The following is a 14,020-nucleotide window of genomic DNA, read 5'->3' on the forward strand; positions in this document are numbered from 1 at the left end:
TATTCTTCGCCAAGTCCAGCCCGATCATGGTAACCTTCGCCATGGATGCCTCCTCCTTGAATGGCGTTTTTCAGTGCACCCATTCTGGCACACCGATGCCGCCGGAGGGGGCGTCCATCCCATCGCTTACGAACAGACCCGACCGCGATCCCGCGCAAAGGTGGTTCCACCGGCCGCGATCGGGTTCTAGAGTGCGGCCACATCGAAACCGGCCCGCCGCGGCCGTTTTCCCGCCCTTCTCGCCATCGAACGAGCGGCTTTCGACCTTGCGCTACCACTCCACCCGCGGCGACGCGCCCGCGCTTGGCTTCGACGACGTGCTGCTGACCGGCCTGGCGCCGGACGGCGGTCTGTACCTGCCGGAGGCCTGGCCCACGCTGGACCGGCAGACGCTGACCGGCTTCCGCGGCCAGCCGTACGCCCAGGTGGCGGCCGCGGTGATGCGCCCGTTCATGGCCGGCTCCACGGCCGAAGCCGAGATCGACCGGCTGTGCCGGCAGGCCTACGGCCGGTTCGCCCGCGCGGGCACCTGCCCGCTGGTGCAGGTCGACGAGTCCAGCTGGCTCTTGGAGCTGTTCCACGGCCCGACGCTCGCGTTCAAGGACGTGGCGATGCAGATCCTGGGCGATCTGTTCGACCACGTGCTGGCCGCGCGCGGCGCGCGGATCACCATCGTCGGCGCGACCAGCGGCGACACCGGCTCCGCGGCGATCGAGGCGTGCCGCGACCGCGACAACGTCGACGTCGTGATCCTGCATCCCAAGGGCCGGACCAGCGAGGTTCAGCGCCGGCAGATGACCACGGTCGCGGCGGCCAACGTCCACAACGTCGCGGTCGAGGGGACGTTCGACGACTGCCAGGCGCTGGTGAAGGCGATGTTCGCCGATCCGCCGTTCCGCGCGGATGTCGGGCTGGCCGCGGTGAACTCGATCAATTTCGCGCGCATCCTGGCGCAGACGGTGTACTACGTGACCAGCGCGGTGGCGCTGGGCGCGCCCGACCGGCCGGTCAACTTCGCCGTGCCCACGGGCAACTTCGGCAACGTGTTCGCCGGCCACGCCGCCCGCCGGATGGGCCTGCCGGTCGAGATGCTGACCGTCGCCTCCAACGCCAACGACATCCTGACCCGCTTTTTCGAGACCGGGCGCATGAAAACGCAGGGCGTGGTCGCGACCCATTCGCCGTCGATGGACATCCAGGTGTCGAGCAACTTCGAACGGCTGCTGTTCGAGCTGATGGACGGCGACGGCCACGCGACCGCCCAGGCGATGCGGCAGTTCAAGCAAACCGGCGCGTTCGCCCTGTCACAAGGGCAGCTGGCCCGCGCCCGCGCCGGCTTCGACGGCTTCCGGCTGGACGACGCCGGCACGCTCGACGAGGTCGCCCGGCAGTACGCCGCGACCGGCATGCTGATCGACCCGCACAGCGCGATCGGGCTGGCGGCCGCGCGCCAGCGCCGGGCCGATCCGCAATCGCCCACGGTCGCGCTGGCGACCGCGCATCCCGCCAAGTTCCCGGACGCGGTGCAGCGGGCGACCGGCCAGCGCCCGCCCCTGCCCGACCGGTTGGCCGACCTGTACGACCGACCGGAGCGCTACACCACCCTGCCCAACGAGCTGGCGGCGGTGCAGACCTTCGTGCGCGGCGTCAGCCGGCGCGCGGGCGCGGACGCGCCGGCTTCCCGCGTCGGCTCTTAAAGCCTAGACTCGCAGGCCAGCCAACCAGCCCGACACGGCTCGCCGGCCCGCAAGCCCGCGGCCGCGGGCCGGTGTTCCACCTGCCGTCGCATAAGGACCTTCATGAGCGAAGACAGCGTGCGCATCACGCGCCTCGACAACGGCCTGACGATCGCCACCGACCACATCCCGCACGTCGAGACGGTGGCGCTGGGCGCCTTCGTCGGCGTCGGCACCCGCCACGAGACGGCGGCGGAGAACGGCGTCGCCCACCTGCTCGAGCACATGGCCTTCAAGGGCACGGCGACGCGCAGCGCCCGCGACATCGCCGAGGAGATCGAAGCCGTCGGCGGGCTGCTGAACGCCTACACCGGCCGGGAAAGCACGGCGTTCTACGCCAAGGTGCTGCAGGAGCACGCGCCGCTCGCGCTCGACATTATCTCCGACATCCTGCTCAACCCGGCGTTCGACGCGCAGGAGCTGAAGCGCGAGCGCCAGGTGATCCTGCAGGAAATCGGCCAGGCCTACGACACGCCGGACGACATCATCTTCGACCACTTCCAGGAAACGGCCTATCCCGACCAGGGCGTCGGCCGGCCGGTGCTGGGCCGCGCCGAGATCATCCAGAAGCTGGGGCCGGAGGATCTGCGCGCCTACATGCGCCGCTTCTACGGCGCGGAGAACATGGTGATCTCCGCCGCCGGCAAGATCGACCACGACGCCTTCGTCGAGATGGCGGCGAAGGCGTTCGACGGTCTCGGCCAGGTCACCGCCGAGACCGCGGAGCCGGCGCACTACGTCGGCGGCGACTACCGCGAGACGCGCGACCTGGAGCAGGTGCACGTGATCCTGGGCCTGCCGGGTGTGGGCTACCGCGACGCGGACTACTACGCCAGCGCCGTGCTGGCGACGCTGTTGGGCGGGGGCATGTCCTCGCGCCTGTTCCAGAAGCTGCGCGAGGAACGCGGCCTGGTCTACACGGTGTTCTCGTTCCACAACGCCGCCAGCGACAGCGGGCTGTTCGGCGTCTACGCCGGCACCGGCCAGGACGAGGTCGGCGAATTGATGCCGGTGGTCTGCGCGGAGATCGCCGACGTGGCGCACAACGTCGGCGCCGGCGAACTGGAACGCGCGCGCGCCCAGCTCAAGGCGTCGATCCTGATGAGCCGCGAGAGCACCAGCGGGCGCTGCGAGCAGCTGGCCAACAACCTGCTGATCTACGGCCGGCCGCTGACCACCCAGGAGATCGTCGACGGCGTCGAGGCGGTCGACGCGGGCCAGGTGCAGCGGCTGGCGCAGCGGCTGGCGGCGAGCCGCCCGACCCTGACCAGCCTGGGGCCGGTCGGCCAGGTCGAACCGTTCGACACGGTCGCCAAGCGCTTCGCCGCCTAGCGCCGCGGCGATGAAGGTTGCATCAGCCTTTGTCGTGGATCGGGGCCGGTCGCCGCGGCACTGGGGCGCGACCCCGGAAAGCGGTCGCGCCCGCCGGCCGGGCCGGGCCGCCGGGCCGACCGACGCCGGCAACAGCCGCGGCGCCGGAACGATGGTGGCCCGATGCTGTCGCTGTTAAGGCCGGGCACGCCGGAAGAGCCGCTGCTGCGCCACGGCCGCGTCTACCTGCGTCCGGCCCGCCACGGCGACTGGCGGGCCTGGGCGGCGCTGCGGCGCGACAGCCGCGATTTCCTGGAGCCGTGGGAGCCGACCTGGCCGTACGACGCGCTGTCGCGCGCCGCCTTCCGGCGGCGCCTGCAACAGTACCGCACGGAGATGCGCAACGACACCGGCTACGCCTTCCTGATCTTCCGCAAGCAGGACGATCAACTGCTGGGCGGGGTGTCGATGTCGAACATCCGCCGCGGGGTTGCCCAGTCGGCCAGCCTGGGCTACTGGATCGGCCAGCCGTTCGCCCGGCACGGCTACATGAGCGAGGCGTTGCAGGCGGTGCTGACCTTCAGCTTCGACACCCTGGGCCTGCACCGGGTGGAGGCCGCCTGCCTGCCCGGCAACGCCGCCTCGCGCGGGCTGCTCGCCAAGGCGGGATTCACCGAGGAAGGCTACGCCCGCGAGTATCTTAGGATCAACGGCGTCTGGCAGGACCACGTCCTGTTCGCCATCCTGCGCCACGACCCGCGCGCTACGGACAGGAAGGCGTAACAGCCACCCCGTTGGATTGACGGCGGAAAGTCGGGGGATCCGATCGCGCGTTTATCCATTTGGATCACGATCCTGCCCGAAAATTGTCTTGCTAGAAATAAGGATGCACCGACTTGTTTTCCTTCTCCGCTCCGAATAAGGCTGTGCTAGGAAATGACGGCCACATTGGCCTGACGACCTAAATATAACCTGAGTTAATGACCCGGATATTCCTCTCCCACATGGCCGACGAGAACGAGCCGGACGACCCCGGCGCCCCGGAGCTTGCGCCGGCGTCCGGGCAGGCCGGCGCCCCGGCGTGCGGCCGCGTCCAGGATCTGGCCGGCGACGTGGTCGCCGAGGTGACGCGCGCGTGCCCGCGCTGCGCCGGCACCGGCCCGGATTGCCTGATCGACCTGATGTACGCCGAGGCGTTCCCCAGCCTGCGCTCGCACTGACCCGCGACCCGCGCCCGCGCGGGGCTCACACCTAGGCGTGACCGAAATGGCCGGTCAGGCTGAACGGGTCGAAGCCGAGCTTGCCGATCGCGCGCTGCCACTTGTCGTCCAGGTCGGCGTCGAAGATCAGCTGTTCGTCCGGATCGACGTGCAGCCAGCCGTTCGCCTGGATCTCCTGGTCCAGCTGGCCCGGCCCCCAGCCGGCGTAGCCGAGCGCGAGCAGGCTGCGGCGCGGCCCCTGCCCGCCGGCGATGTCGCGCAGGATGTCGACCGTGGCGGTCAGCGCGATCTGGGCGTCGACCGCCATCGAGCTGTCCTGCCGGTAGTCGGTCGAGTGCAGGACGAACCCGCGCCCGGTTTCGACCGGACCGCCGAAATGCACACGGATCTGGTCGGAGACGTCGGCGTTATCGATCCCGAGCTGCTCCAGCATCTCGGGAAAGGTGATCTGGTCGACCAGCTTGTTGATCATCAGCCCCATCGCGCCGTCTTCGCCGTGCGCGCAGACGTAGATCACCGCGCGCTCGAAGCGCGGGTCGCTCATGTTCGGCATGGCCACCAGCAGATGGCCCGCCAGGCTGTTCTCGTCGCTGTTGGCGCTGTTGGCGCTATTGGCGCTGGTCTTGCTGTCCGTCATGTCCTCGACGTCCGCTTGTGGCTGTTGGCCCCTGATCGTCGGCCGCGGGTGCAAGCGCGCGGCTGTCGGCCGCTTCTGGAAGCCCTTTCACCGTGCCCGGAGCTTGCGCCCGCCAGGCGTGCGCCGCAAGCCGTCGGTACGCCTTCCCCGGCGACAGTAGGCCACGTTATCGTGACCTGACGATGGCCTCCGCGCACTCTATATAGGCGAGGTAGCTCCGAGTTTAACGCCCATGCGGATGACCTTGTTCGCGCCCATGCCCGCCCAAACGACCCGCCGCCCCGCAAGCCCGAGGCGCCGCGCCGCACCGCGCCGCTGGCTGTCGCGGCTGGCGCCGCTGGCCATGCTGGCCGCCCTGCTGCTCGCCGCCGCGCCGCCGCTGCAGGCCGCCAGCAGCGACTGGGCCAGCAACGAGCAGGGCCGGCTGCGGCTGGTGTCGGCCAGCCAGGGCACGGGCGCCAGCGCGCAGCTGCGCCTCGGCCTGCAGTTCCAGATGGCCGACGGGTGGAAGATCTACTGGCGCTCCCCCGGCGAGGCCGGCTATCCGCCGCAGGTCGACTGGAGCGGCTCGCAAAACCTGGAGACCGCGAAGATCCGCTGGCCGGTGCCGCACCGCTTCGAACTGTTCGGCCTGCAGACCTTCGGCTACGCCGGCGAGGTCGTGTTGCCGGTCGACGCGCGCGCCCAGGATCCGTCCAAGCCGGTCCGGGTCGAAGCCAAGGTCGACTACCTGACCTGTGCCGAGATCTGCGTGCCGCGCAAGGCGACGCTGGCGCTGACCCTGCCGGCCGACGCCGGCGGCCCCAGCCAGCAGGCGCACCTGATCGACCAGTTCCGCGACCGGGTGCCGGGCGAAGGCGCCGCCGCCGGCCTGGACCTGCGCCAGGCACGGCTAGTATCCGGCGGCGACCAGCCGGTCCTGGAGCTGACCACGCACGCGCAGCCGCCGTTCAGGTCGCCCGATGCGATCGTCGAGGGGCTGCCGGAGACCAAGTTCGGCAAGCCCGCGGTGACCCTGAACGACGGCGGGCGCGAGGCGGTCCTGCGCCTGACCGGCGAACGCGGCCGGCTCGCCGAGGGCACGCTCGCCGGCAAGACCGTGACCGTGACGCTGTTCGACGGCAAGCGCGGGCTGGAACGCCAGATCACGCTGGGCGCGGACCGCGCGGACGCCGGCGCGGTCAGCACCGCCAGCCCCGGCGGCACCGACACCGGCGGCGGGTTGACTTGGACGGGGCCGAGGGTGGCCGCGGCCGACTACGCCGCGATCCTCGGCCTGGCGGTGCTGGGCGGGCTGATCCTGAACCTGATGCCCTGCGTGCTGCCGGTGCTGTCGCTCAAGCTGTTGAGCGTGATCGGCCAGGGCGGCCGGGAACGCCGGCACGTGCGCCAGTCGTTCCTGGCATCCGCCGCGGGGATCGTGACCTGCTTTCTGCTGCTGGCCGCCGGCGCGGCCGGGCTCAAGGCCGCCGGTCTGGCGGTCGGCTGGGGCGTGCAGTTCCAGCAGCCGCTGTTCCTGGTCGCGCTGACGCTGATCCTGACGCTGTTCGCCTGCAATCTGTTCGGGGTGTTCGAGATCCAGCTGCCCGGCCGGCTGACCGACCGGCTGGCGCGCGCCGGCGGCGCGCCCGCCGCCCCGGGCCACCGGGAGGGGCTGGCCGGGCATTTCGCCACCGGCATGTTCGCGACCCTGCTGGCGACCCCCTGCTCGGCGCCGTTCCTGGGCACCGCGATCGGCTTCGCGCTGTCGCGCGGGCTGTTGGAAATCCTGGCGATCTTTCTCGCCCTCGGCATCGGGCTGGCGCTGCCCTATCTCGCGGTCGCGGCGGTGCCGGCCTTGGCCGCCAAACTTCCGCGGCCGGGCCGGTGGATGATCGCGGTGCGCCGGGTGCTGGGGGTGGCGCTCGCCGGCACCGCCGTCTGGCTGCTCAGCGTGCTGGCGGCGGAAGACGGCCAGCTGACCGCCCTGGTGGTCGCCGGGCTGTTGGTCGCGCTGGGGGCGCTGATCGCCCTGCGCCTGAAGCTGGCGGGCGGCCTGCGCCGGGCGGTGCCGGCCGGGGCGGCGGTGCTGGCGCTGGCCGCGTTCGCCGCGCCGCTGACGCTGCAGGCGCCGGCGGACGCGCGCGGCCCGGCGACGGCAGGGGCCGAGGATGCCGCCGACTGGCGGCCGCTCGACCGCGGTGCGATCGACCGGCTGGTCGCGGACGGCAAGGTGGTGTTCGTCGATGTCACCGCCGAGTGGTGCATCACCTGCCAGGTCAACAAAAAGCTGGTGCTCGACAGCGAAACGGTGCAGGCGCGCCTCGACCAGCCCGGGGTCGTGCGGATGCGCGCCGACTGGACCAAGCCGTCCGACCGGATCGCCAACTACCTGGCCAGCTTCGGGCGCTACGGCATCCCGTTCAACGCGGTCTACGGCCCCGGCGCGCCGGACGGGATCGCGCTGCCGGAACTGCTGAACACGTCCGGCGTTCTCGACGCGATCGAGCGGGCCAGGGGTCGGCAGACCGCCCGGCGCTGATCGCCCGGGGCCAAGCCCCCGGTGCGCGGAATCGGGGGCGCGGAATCGGGAGCGCAGGATCACGGGCGCGGAATCGGGGGCGCCACACCGCGGGCGCCGATCACCTTGCCGCCGACCGAGAGGACGCCGGCTGCGATCTTTTCGCCCGGACCGGGCGTGTCTATGCTGGCGCGACCGGACACGACCGACGCACGCGGGGCCCGGCACCTCCGGCCGTCCGCGCCCGCGCCAACCAAGCGACACAAGAGGAAGATCCAGATGATCAAGGTGGGCGACGCACTGCCCGAGGCGACCCTGCGCAAGCTGGGCCAGGACGGCATCGACGAGGTGACCACGGGCGACTTCTTCGCGGGCCGCAAGGTGGCGCTGATCGGCGTCCCGGGCGCGTTCACCCCAAGCTGCTCGAACGAGCACCTGCCTGGCTTCGTCGAAAAGGCCAAGCAGTTCTACGACAAGGGCGTCGATCAGATCGCCTGCATGTCGGTGAACGATCCGTTCGTGCTCAAGGCCTGGGGCGACTCGGCCAACGTCGGCGACGCCGTGATGCTGCTGTCCGACGGCAACGCCGATCTGACGCAGAAGATGGGCCTGGAGTTCGACGGTTCCGGCGCCGGGCTCGGCACGCGCTGCAAGCGCTTCGCCATGCTGGTCGAAGACGGCGTCGTCACAGCGCTGAACGTCGAGGACAGCCCCGGATCGGTCGAAGTGACCAACGCCGACAAGCTGCTCGCGGAACTGTAACACCGCGGGACCCGCGCCGCCGCCCGACCACGACCACCCGGTACGTGAAACTGGGCCGTGTCACGTCGGGCGGCGGCGGCGGCGGGGATCGGGGCGACATCCTAGAGCCAACGCGGCTCGCTGCCTGTTTTATGGTTCGTGGACCGCCGGGCAGAGACGATGGACGGTGCACCCGCCGTTTCGTCAACTTTCTTGCCGCGCGCGGGACCGGAACGGCCTGTGTCGTGCGACGACGTTCTCAGAAAACGGCGTCAGCAAAGGCGTAACGGCCGCTCTCATTCGATTCCCAACTTAACCGGTCTTTTACAGTCGCGTGGATAGTTCTTGAGGCAGGCCGCCGACAGGACCGGCATTGCGCGCAGAGTCGCTGAAAACATGCGTCAGCCTGGCTGGCCGAACACAAGGACATAACCAGTGGCCGACAAGCCCGTCTCGCCCTCGGTGGCGCCCCGCGTCTCGTCCGCGCAAGCCCGCCGGCTGCTTGCGCGGCATCTGAAGCAGCTGCAGGAAGCCCCGGGGGCCACGGCCCGCGCGCAGACCGCGCGCGATGTCGCCAGCGGCTTGAGCTCGGGCCATCTGAGCGAGGCGGAGAACCAGCTCGCGCTCAATATCCTGGAAATGCTGATCTACGACACGGCCACGGCGGTGCGTGCGGCGGTCGCCACCGAACTGGCCGATTCCCCGGCGTTGCCGGACAGTTGGGCCCGGGAACTGGCCTGCGACGTGTCCGAGGTCGCGGTCCCGGTCCTGCGCTACGCCCAGAGTCTGTCGGACGACGATCTGATCGCGATCATCGAGTACGCCGAGGCCGAGAAGCTGCAGGTGATCAGTCAGCGCGACACGGTCAGCCAGCGGGTCAGCGGGGCGCTGATCCAGCAGGGCGACGAGGCCACGGTGACGCAGCTCTTGCACAACGAGGGCGCCGAGATCGCCAAGCGCTCGCTGGGCTGGGCGCTCTCGCGCTTCCGGCAAAGCGAGGACGTGCGTCGCGGCCTGATGAACCGCCAGCTGCCGCCGCGGGTCCTGGTGGCGCTGGTCAACTGCGCCAGCGACGAGCTGCGGCGCGAGCTGCTGCAGCATCCGGAGCTGTCGGCGGCGGTGCGCGACAACGTCGTGGACCTGGGCGAGGAAGCCGCCCTGCACACCATGCTGGCCGGGCAGGACGGCTACGACCCGGCGGAGACGGTGAACGCGCTGCTGCGCTGCGGCAAGCTGACCGACCGGCTGCTGCTGCGGGTGCTGCTGGAAGGCCAGTATACGCTGTTCGTCCAGGGCCTGGCGGCGCGCGCCGACACGCCTTACGCGGACGCGGCCCGCAGGATCGAAGACGGCGACGCGTTTGCCCGCAGCGGCCTGTACCGCAACGCGGAGGTCACCGAGCGCCTGTTCAACGCGTTCAACGCGGCCTGTTCGGCGGCCCAGCCCTATCTCAAGCGCGGCAGCGCTCTCGACGACTCCTACCGGGCGAAGGCGATCGCCGATATCCGGGCCAGCTATCCGGGCATCACCGGGGATTCGCTGACGGCCGTGCTGACCGGCCTGTCCAAGACAACGGCCAGTGCCTGGTAGCGCGGGCCTGGAGGCCCGTATCCCGCCGTTGCGCGGGTCGCCCTAACGTGCGCCCCACGGGCCGGGGCGAGTGGAAGCTCACTCGTCCTTGAACAGGCTGGCCGCGCCTTGCAGGTAGTCCCGCTTCTGCCGGGCAATCTCGCGCACCTGCTCCAGTTCCCGTTCCAGCTTCGCAGCGTAGGCGTCCAGCTCCTCGACCGACAGATCGTTCAGCGGCCGCGGCTGGTCCAGCCGGACGCTCGGCTCCTCGTCTTCACGCATCGCCTGGTCTCCCGCGTGTCCGGACCGCCGGCGCGGCCGGCCGGCCGCGCTTGCCCTCGCCCCGCGAGGATACTAGAGCGGTTGAGGTGAGGCGAGAGCCGTTCCAGCGCACCAGGAGACGCCGCCATGGCCGATCTGCCCGAAACGATGACCGCGATCGAGATCGCCCAGGCCGGCGGTCCCGAAGTGCTGACCCCGTGCGAACGCCCGGTGCCGCAGCCGGGCATCGGCGAGGTCCTGATCCGGGTCGAGGCGGCCGGGGTCAATCGGCCCGACGTGATGCAGCGCCAGGGCGGCTACCCGCCGCCCGAAGGCGCGAGCGACATTCCCGGCCTCGAGGTCGCGGGCGAGGTCGTCGCCCGCGGCCGGGACGCGGGCCGCTGGCAGGTCGGCGACAAGGTGACCGCCCTGGTCGCCGGCGGCGGCTATGCGCACTACTGCACGGCACCCGCGGTGCAGTGCCTGCCCTGGCCCGAGGGCTTCGACGCGATGCACGCAGCCGCGATTCCGGAAACTCACTTCACCGTCTATTCGAACGTGTTCGACCGCGGCGGGCTGAAACGCGGCGAGGCGTTCCTGGTGCACGGCGGCAGCAGCGGCATCGGCACCACGGCGATCCAGCTGGCGAGCGCGTTCGGCGCGCGCGTGTTCGCCACCGCCGGCACGGACGCGAAGTGCCAGGTGTGCCGCGACCTGGGCGCCGAGCGGGCGATCAATTACCGCGCCGAGGACTTCGTCGAGGTCGTCAAGGGCGCGACCCGGGGCGGGGTCGACCTGATCCTGGACATGGTCGGCGGCGACTACATCCCGCGCGACATCAAGGCGCTGGCGCCGGAGGGGCGGCTGGTGTTGATCGCCTTCCTGGGCGGGCCGAAGGCGGACGTGAACTTCGCGCCGGTCATGCTAAAGCGCCTGACCATCACCGGCTCGACGCTGCGCGCCCGCGACGTCGCCTTCAAGGCGGACGTGGCGGACAGGCTGCACCGCGACGTCTGGCCGCTGCTGGAAGACGGGCGCGCCAAGGTGCTGGTGCATCAGACCTTCCCGCTGGACAAGGCCGCCGACGCGCACGCGCTGATGGAGAGCTCGACCCACATCGGCAAGATCGTCCTGACGGTGTGAATCCCGCGCGTCCGGCTCAGCCCACGGCCGGATCGCCATCATGTGACCCGTCTTTCATCGGCCGCGCCGCATGCCCATCTGCCCGGGTGTAGGCGCGAACCCATGATTTAGGGAGAAACAGGACCATGGCCGAGGATCGCAACCAGTACAAAGAACAGCTGAAGTCCAAGATCGACGAGTGGAACGCCGAGATCGACAAGCTCCGCGACAAGGCCGATCAGGCGACGGCACAGGCGCGCCAGCAGTACGAGGAGCAGATCGACTACCTGCGTCAGCAGCAGCACAAGATGCAGGACCAGCTCGACGAGCTGCGCCGGACCAGCGAAAGCGCCTGGGAGGATGTCAGGAAGGGTATCGACACCGCCTGGGACAACATGGACAAGGCGATCAAGGACGCCTGGAACCGCTTCCGGTAACCGCCCCGCGGCGGACGCCGTCCGCGCCCCGGTCGGCGGGGCTGAAATTCCCGCCGCCGGCGGTGCGGATCGGCCTTTTTCGCGCGGCCGTTCGGTTCTATAGTCGCGCGCGGTCACCCGGACGTGCCGATGGCGCCGAGGTCGCCCGTGCGTCCCCGCGCGGGCGCGTTTTCGCGTTGCCCGCCGCCCGACCGGCGGGAGCGAGACCCCACGGGCGGCATCCATCGGCCGCAACGACACACGATGCGCGCTGCCTGACCCGACCCGCGCGCGCCCTAGCGCGCGGGACCCGCTTGGTCGCGCAAGGAGGACGAACGACATGGCTCAGCCGTTGATGCCCAAGGCCACCGCCGTTTGGCTGGTGGAGAATACCGCGCTTACCTTCGACCAGATCGCGCAGTTCTGCGGCCTGCACCCGCTCGAGGTGCAGGGCATCGCGGACGGCGAGGTCGCCAGCGGCATCAAGGGCATGGACCCGATCGCCAACGGCGAGATCACGCGCGCGGAGATCGAACGCTGCCAGAAGGACCCCAGCGCCAAGCTGCAGCCGGCCAAGAGCGACCTGCCGCAACCGGTGGCGCGGACCAAGGGCCCGAAGTACACACCGATCGCCAAGCGCCAGGACAAGCCGGACGGCATCGCCTGGATCCTGCGCAACCATCCCGAGATCAAGGATACGCAGCTGTGCCGGCTGATCGGGACGACCAAGAACACGATCCAGGCGATCCGCGACCGGTCGCACTGGAATTCGCCCAACATCCGCCCGCGCGACCCTGTCCTGCTCGGCCTGTGCACCCAGTCGGAGCTGAACGAGACGATCGAGACCGCGCGCCGGCAGCAGGCCCGCAAGCCGGGCCAGAAGCAGCAGGCCCCGGCGGAGGCGGAAGCCTCCGCGAGCGCGGGCAAGGATGCGCCGGAAAGCGGCGGCGACGAAACCTAAGGCAGCGACCCCCGTTGCCGGCCGGTTACGAAAACGGCGCGGTCCAGTTGGGCCGCGCCGTTTTCTTGCCTGGAGGCGGGTGGCGTTGGAGCGGACTGCTCGAAAGCCCAATCTGCGTTCAAGCAGTTCAATCTAACTTCTTGAAGAGACGGCAAGATTCAGCTGAAAGGTGAGTCCACCTTTCAGCCTCTTGCCCTACGCGCTGAGGCCGCGTGGCGCCTGCTGGGCCCCAGGCGGGGGCATGTCCGCGCCGCTCGCGACCTCATGGATCGCGCCGACCAGCTCGCCCGGCAGGTTCAGCTTGGTCGCCAGCATGCTGAGGTAGGCATGCTCGGCCGGGCTATCGACCTCGATCGCGGAGAGCGAGGCGGCGTACAGCTCGGTCGCGACTTCCCGACTGTCGGCCAGCGCGGCGATCCCGTCCAGCGTGTCCGGCGTGTTCATCGCCTGCAGCATCGCCGCCTTGTCGCTCGGGCTCAGATCCGCCTGCTCGATGGTGGCGAGCACGCGCTTCAGCTCGGCGCCGTCGATCTGGCCGTCGGCGCTGGCGGCGGCGATCATCGCGCGCACCAGCTTGAGCGCCAGCGCGTTGCAGGCGGCCGTGTCGCCCAGCTTGGGCAGGAACGAACTGCCGGCGGGCGGCGGGGTCAGCGAACCGGCGCCCGGCTGGTCCGGGGCGGCCACAGGCGCCGGAGCGTCCTGCCGGCCCTGGTATTTCTGGTAGGCCAAGTAAGCAACCCCGGCGAGCGCGGCGACGCCGCCCACGTTAACGGCCGTCTCGCCGAGGGTCTTGCGCGCTTTCTTGTTCATCAAGAGCCCGGTCAGCGCGCCGCCGGCAACGCCGCCCAAGGCCCCCTTGGCACCCGGATCCTGCAGCAACCGTCCGAGAAAGCCATTCGCATCCAGCATGGTCGTGCTCCCGCACCGCGATCGTTTCGACACCCGGCGATCCGGGCCCTTACATTAAATGGGGGGCGGTTCGACGCGCACTAGAGGTCGGCCACGGAATTTTCGCACGGCGGACGCTGGAATTGGCGGTCTCCGGTCGGATGAGGGTCGATCGTAACCGGTCTCGGCTCTATCGAGGCGACACGATCCGGCATCTCATCCTATACAGATGCCAGACCGGCTTCCCGGGCCAGTCGGCGATCCATCGTGGCGGTCGTCCCGCATCCGGCGGCGCGGTTGAGACACAGGATCAGGTAATCCGAGAGCCCTCGTACCGATGCTTGGATGCGCTGTTTAAATCGTCCTGACAGGCGACCTTGACCGCATCGGCGTGTCGGACTTCCAGTTCATCGGCCTCGATCAGGTTCAGGACGGTGGTCACAATGTCAGCCGTCTCGATTTTGTAGGCTCTTTCTAGGGTCTAAACTCAAATCTGCTTTTGCGTAAAGCGCTCGGTGTATGATTCGCTCGGTCTTGGGTCGTGAGTGGCAAGAGAGGGAGTGAATATACCATGCGGTTCGACTTGTCGGATCGTGAGTGGGGCGTCATCGAACCTCAGCTTCCACCGACCCGGCAGGGTGGAAAGCGCGCCGACGAT

At 69.9% G+C, this 14,020-nt stretch carries 14 protein-coding genes; 10 read left to right on the plus strand and 4 right to left on the minus strand.

Annotated features, from left to right (window positions below):
• The first annotated feature begins 266 nt into the window (after nt 1-266).
• From thrC to CKO28_RS22795, 4 genes are all read left to right on the plus strand, one after another.
• Complete coding sequence (gene thrC / locus CKO28_RS22780; protein ID WP_200343194.1) at nt 267-1,697, plus strand: threonine synthase; 1,431 nt, start codon at nt 267-269, stop codon at nt 1,695-1,697.
• Between the two features lie 102 nt (nt 1,698-1,799).
• A complete protein-coding gene (locus tag CKO28_RS22785) occupies nt 1,800-3,068 on the plus strand; it encodes a M16 family metallopeptidase (RefSeq protein WP_200343195.1) in 1,269 nt (422 codons plus the stop codon).
• 162 nt (nt 3,069-3,230) lie between these two features.
• Nucleotides 3,231-3,830: a GNAT family N-acetyltransferase gene (locus CKO28_RS22790; RefSeq protein WP_200343196.1), complete on the plus strand. Its 600-nt coding sequence runs from the start codon at nt 3,231-3,233 to the stop codon at nt 3,828-3,830.
• Nucleotides 3,831-4,051: 221 nt separating this feature from the next.
• Nucleotides 4,052-4,267: a hypothetical protein gene (locus tag CKO28_RS22795; RefSeq protein WP_200343197.1), complete on the plus strand. Its 216-nt coding sequence runs from the start codon at nt 4,052-4,054 to the stop codon at nt 4,265-4,267.
• A 31-nt stretch (nt 4,268-4,298) separates the two neighbouring features.
• Here CKO28_RS22795 and CKO28_RS22800 read toward each other — a convergent pair whose 3' ends face one another.
• Nucleotides 4,299-4,904, minus strand: coding sequence for a YqgE/AlgH family protein (locus tag CKO28_RS22800; RefSeq protein WP_200343198.1), 606 nt, complete (start codon nt 4,902-4,904; stop codon nt 4,299-4,301).
• A gap of 256 nt (nt 4,905-5,160) precedes the next feature.
• On the opposite strand from CKO28_RS22800, the gene CKO28_RS22805 reads away from it, so the two are divergent.
• The 3 genes from CKO28_RS22805 to CKO28_RS22815 all read left to right on the plus strand — a co-directional run bounded on the left by CKO28_RS22805 (nt 5,161) and on the right by CKO28_RS22815 (nt 9,735).
• A complete protein-coding gene (locus tag CKO28_RS22805; protein WP_200343199.1) occupies nt 5,161-7,425 on the plus strand; it encodes a protein-disulfide reductase DsbD family protein in 2,265 nt (754 codons plus the stop codon).
• 258 nt (nt 7,426-7,683) lie between these two features.
• A complete protein-coding gene (locus tag CKO28_RS22810) occupies nt 7,684-8,166 on the plus strand; it encodes a peroxiredoxin (RefSeq protein WP_200343200.1) in 483 nt (160 codons plus the stop codon).
• 414 nt (nt 8,167-8,580) lie between these two features.
• A complete protein-coding gene (locus CKO28_RS22815; protein WP_200343201.1) occupies nt 8,581-9,735 on the plus strand; it encodes a DUF2336 domain-containing protein in 1,155 nt (384 codons plus the stop codon).
• Nucleotides 9,736-9,813: 78 nt separating this feature from the next.
• On the opposite strand, the gene CKO28_RS22820 is transcribed toward CKO28_RS22815, so the two are convergent.
• Nucleotides 9,814-9,996 (minus strand): DUF1192 family protein, encoded by a 183-nt coding sequence (locus tag CKO28_RS22820; protein ID WP_200343202.1) that lies wholly within the window; start codon nt 9,994-9,996, stop codon nt 9,814-9,816.
• Nucleotides 9,997-10,122: 126 nt separating this feature from the next.
• On the opposite strand from CKO28_RS22820, the gene CKO28_RS22825 reads away from it, so the two are divergent.
• The 3 genes from CKO28_RS22825 (at nt 10,123) to CKO28_RS22835 (ending at nt 12,474) form a co-directional block, all read left to right on the plus strand.
• Nucleotides 10,123-11,118 carry an NAD(P)H-quinone oxidoreductase gene (locus CKO28_RS22825; protein WP_200343203.1) on the plus strand — a complete coding sequence of 332 codons (996 nt, stop codon included), beginning with the start codon at nt 10,123-10,125 and terminating at the stop codon, nt 11,116-11,118.
• A 125-nt stretch (nt 11,119-11,243) separates the two neighbouring features.
• Nucleotides 11,244-11,534, plus strand: a complete 291-nt coding sequence (locus tag CKO28_RS22830; protein ID WP_200343204.1) for a sll1863 family stress response protein — start codon at nt 11,244-11,246, stop codon at nt 11,532-11,534.
• A 319-nt stretch (nt 11,535-11,853) separates the two neighbouring features.
• Complete coding sequence (locus CKO28_RS22835) at nt 11,854-12,474, plus strand: DUF1013 domain-containing protein (protein ID WP_200343205.1); 621 nt, start codon at nt 11,854-11,856, stop codon at nt 12,472-12,474.
• 195 nt (nt 12,475-12,669) lie between these two features.
• Here CKO28_RS22835 and CKO28_RS22840 read toward each other — a convergent pair whose 3' ends face one another.
• Both CKO28_RS22840 and CKO28_RS28975 read right to left on the minus strand, forming a co-directional pair.
• Complete coding sequence (locus CKO28_RS22840) at nt 12,670-13,383, minus strand: tellurite resistance TerB family protein (protein ID WP_200343206.1); 714 nt, start codon at nt 13,381-13,383, stop codon at nt 12,670-12,672.
• Nucleotides 13,384-13,672: 289 nt separating this feature from the next.
• On the minus strand, nt 13,673-13,804 hold the full coding sequence (locus CKO28_RS28975; RefSeq protein ID WP_274611058.1) for a hypothetical protein: 132 nt from the start codon (nt 13,802-13,804) through the stop codon (nt 13,673-13,675).
• Nucleotides 13,805-14,020 lie beyond the last annotated feature (216 nt).

Source organism: Rhodovibrio sodomensis (genome assembly GCF_016583645.1).
Taxonomy (GTDB): Bacteria; Pseudomonadota; Alphaproteobacteria; order Kiloniellales; family Rhodovibrionaceae; genus Rhodovibrio; species Rhodovibrio sodomensis.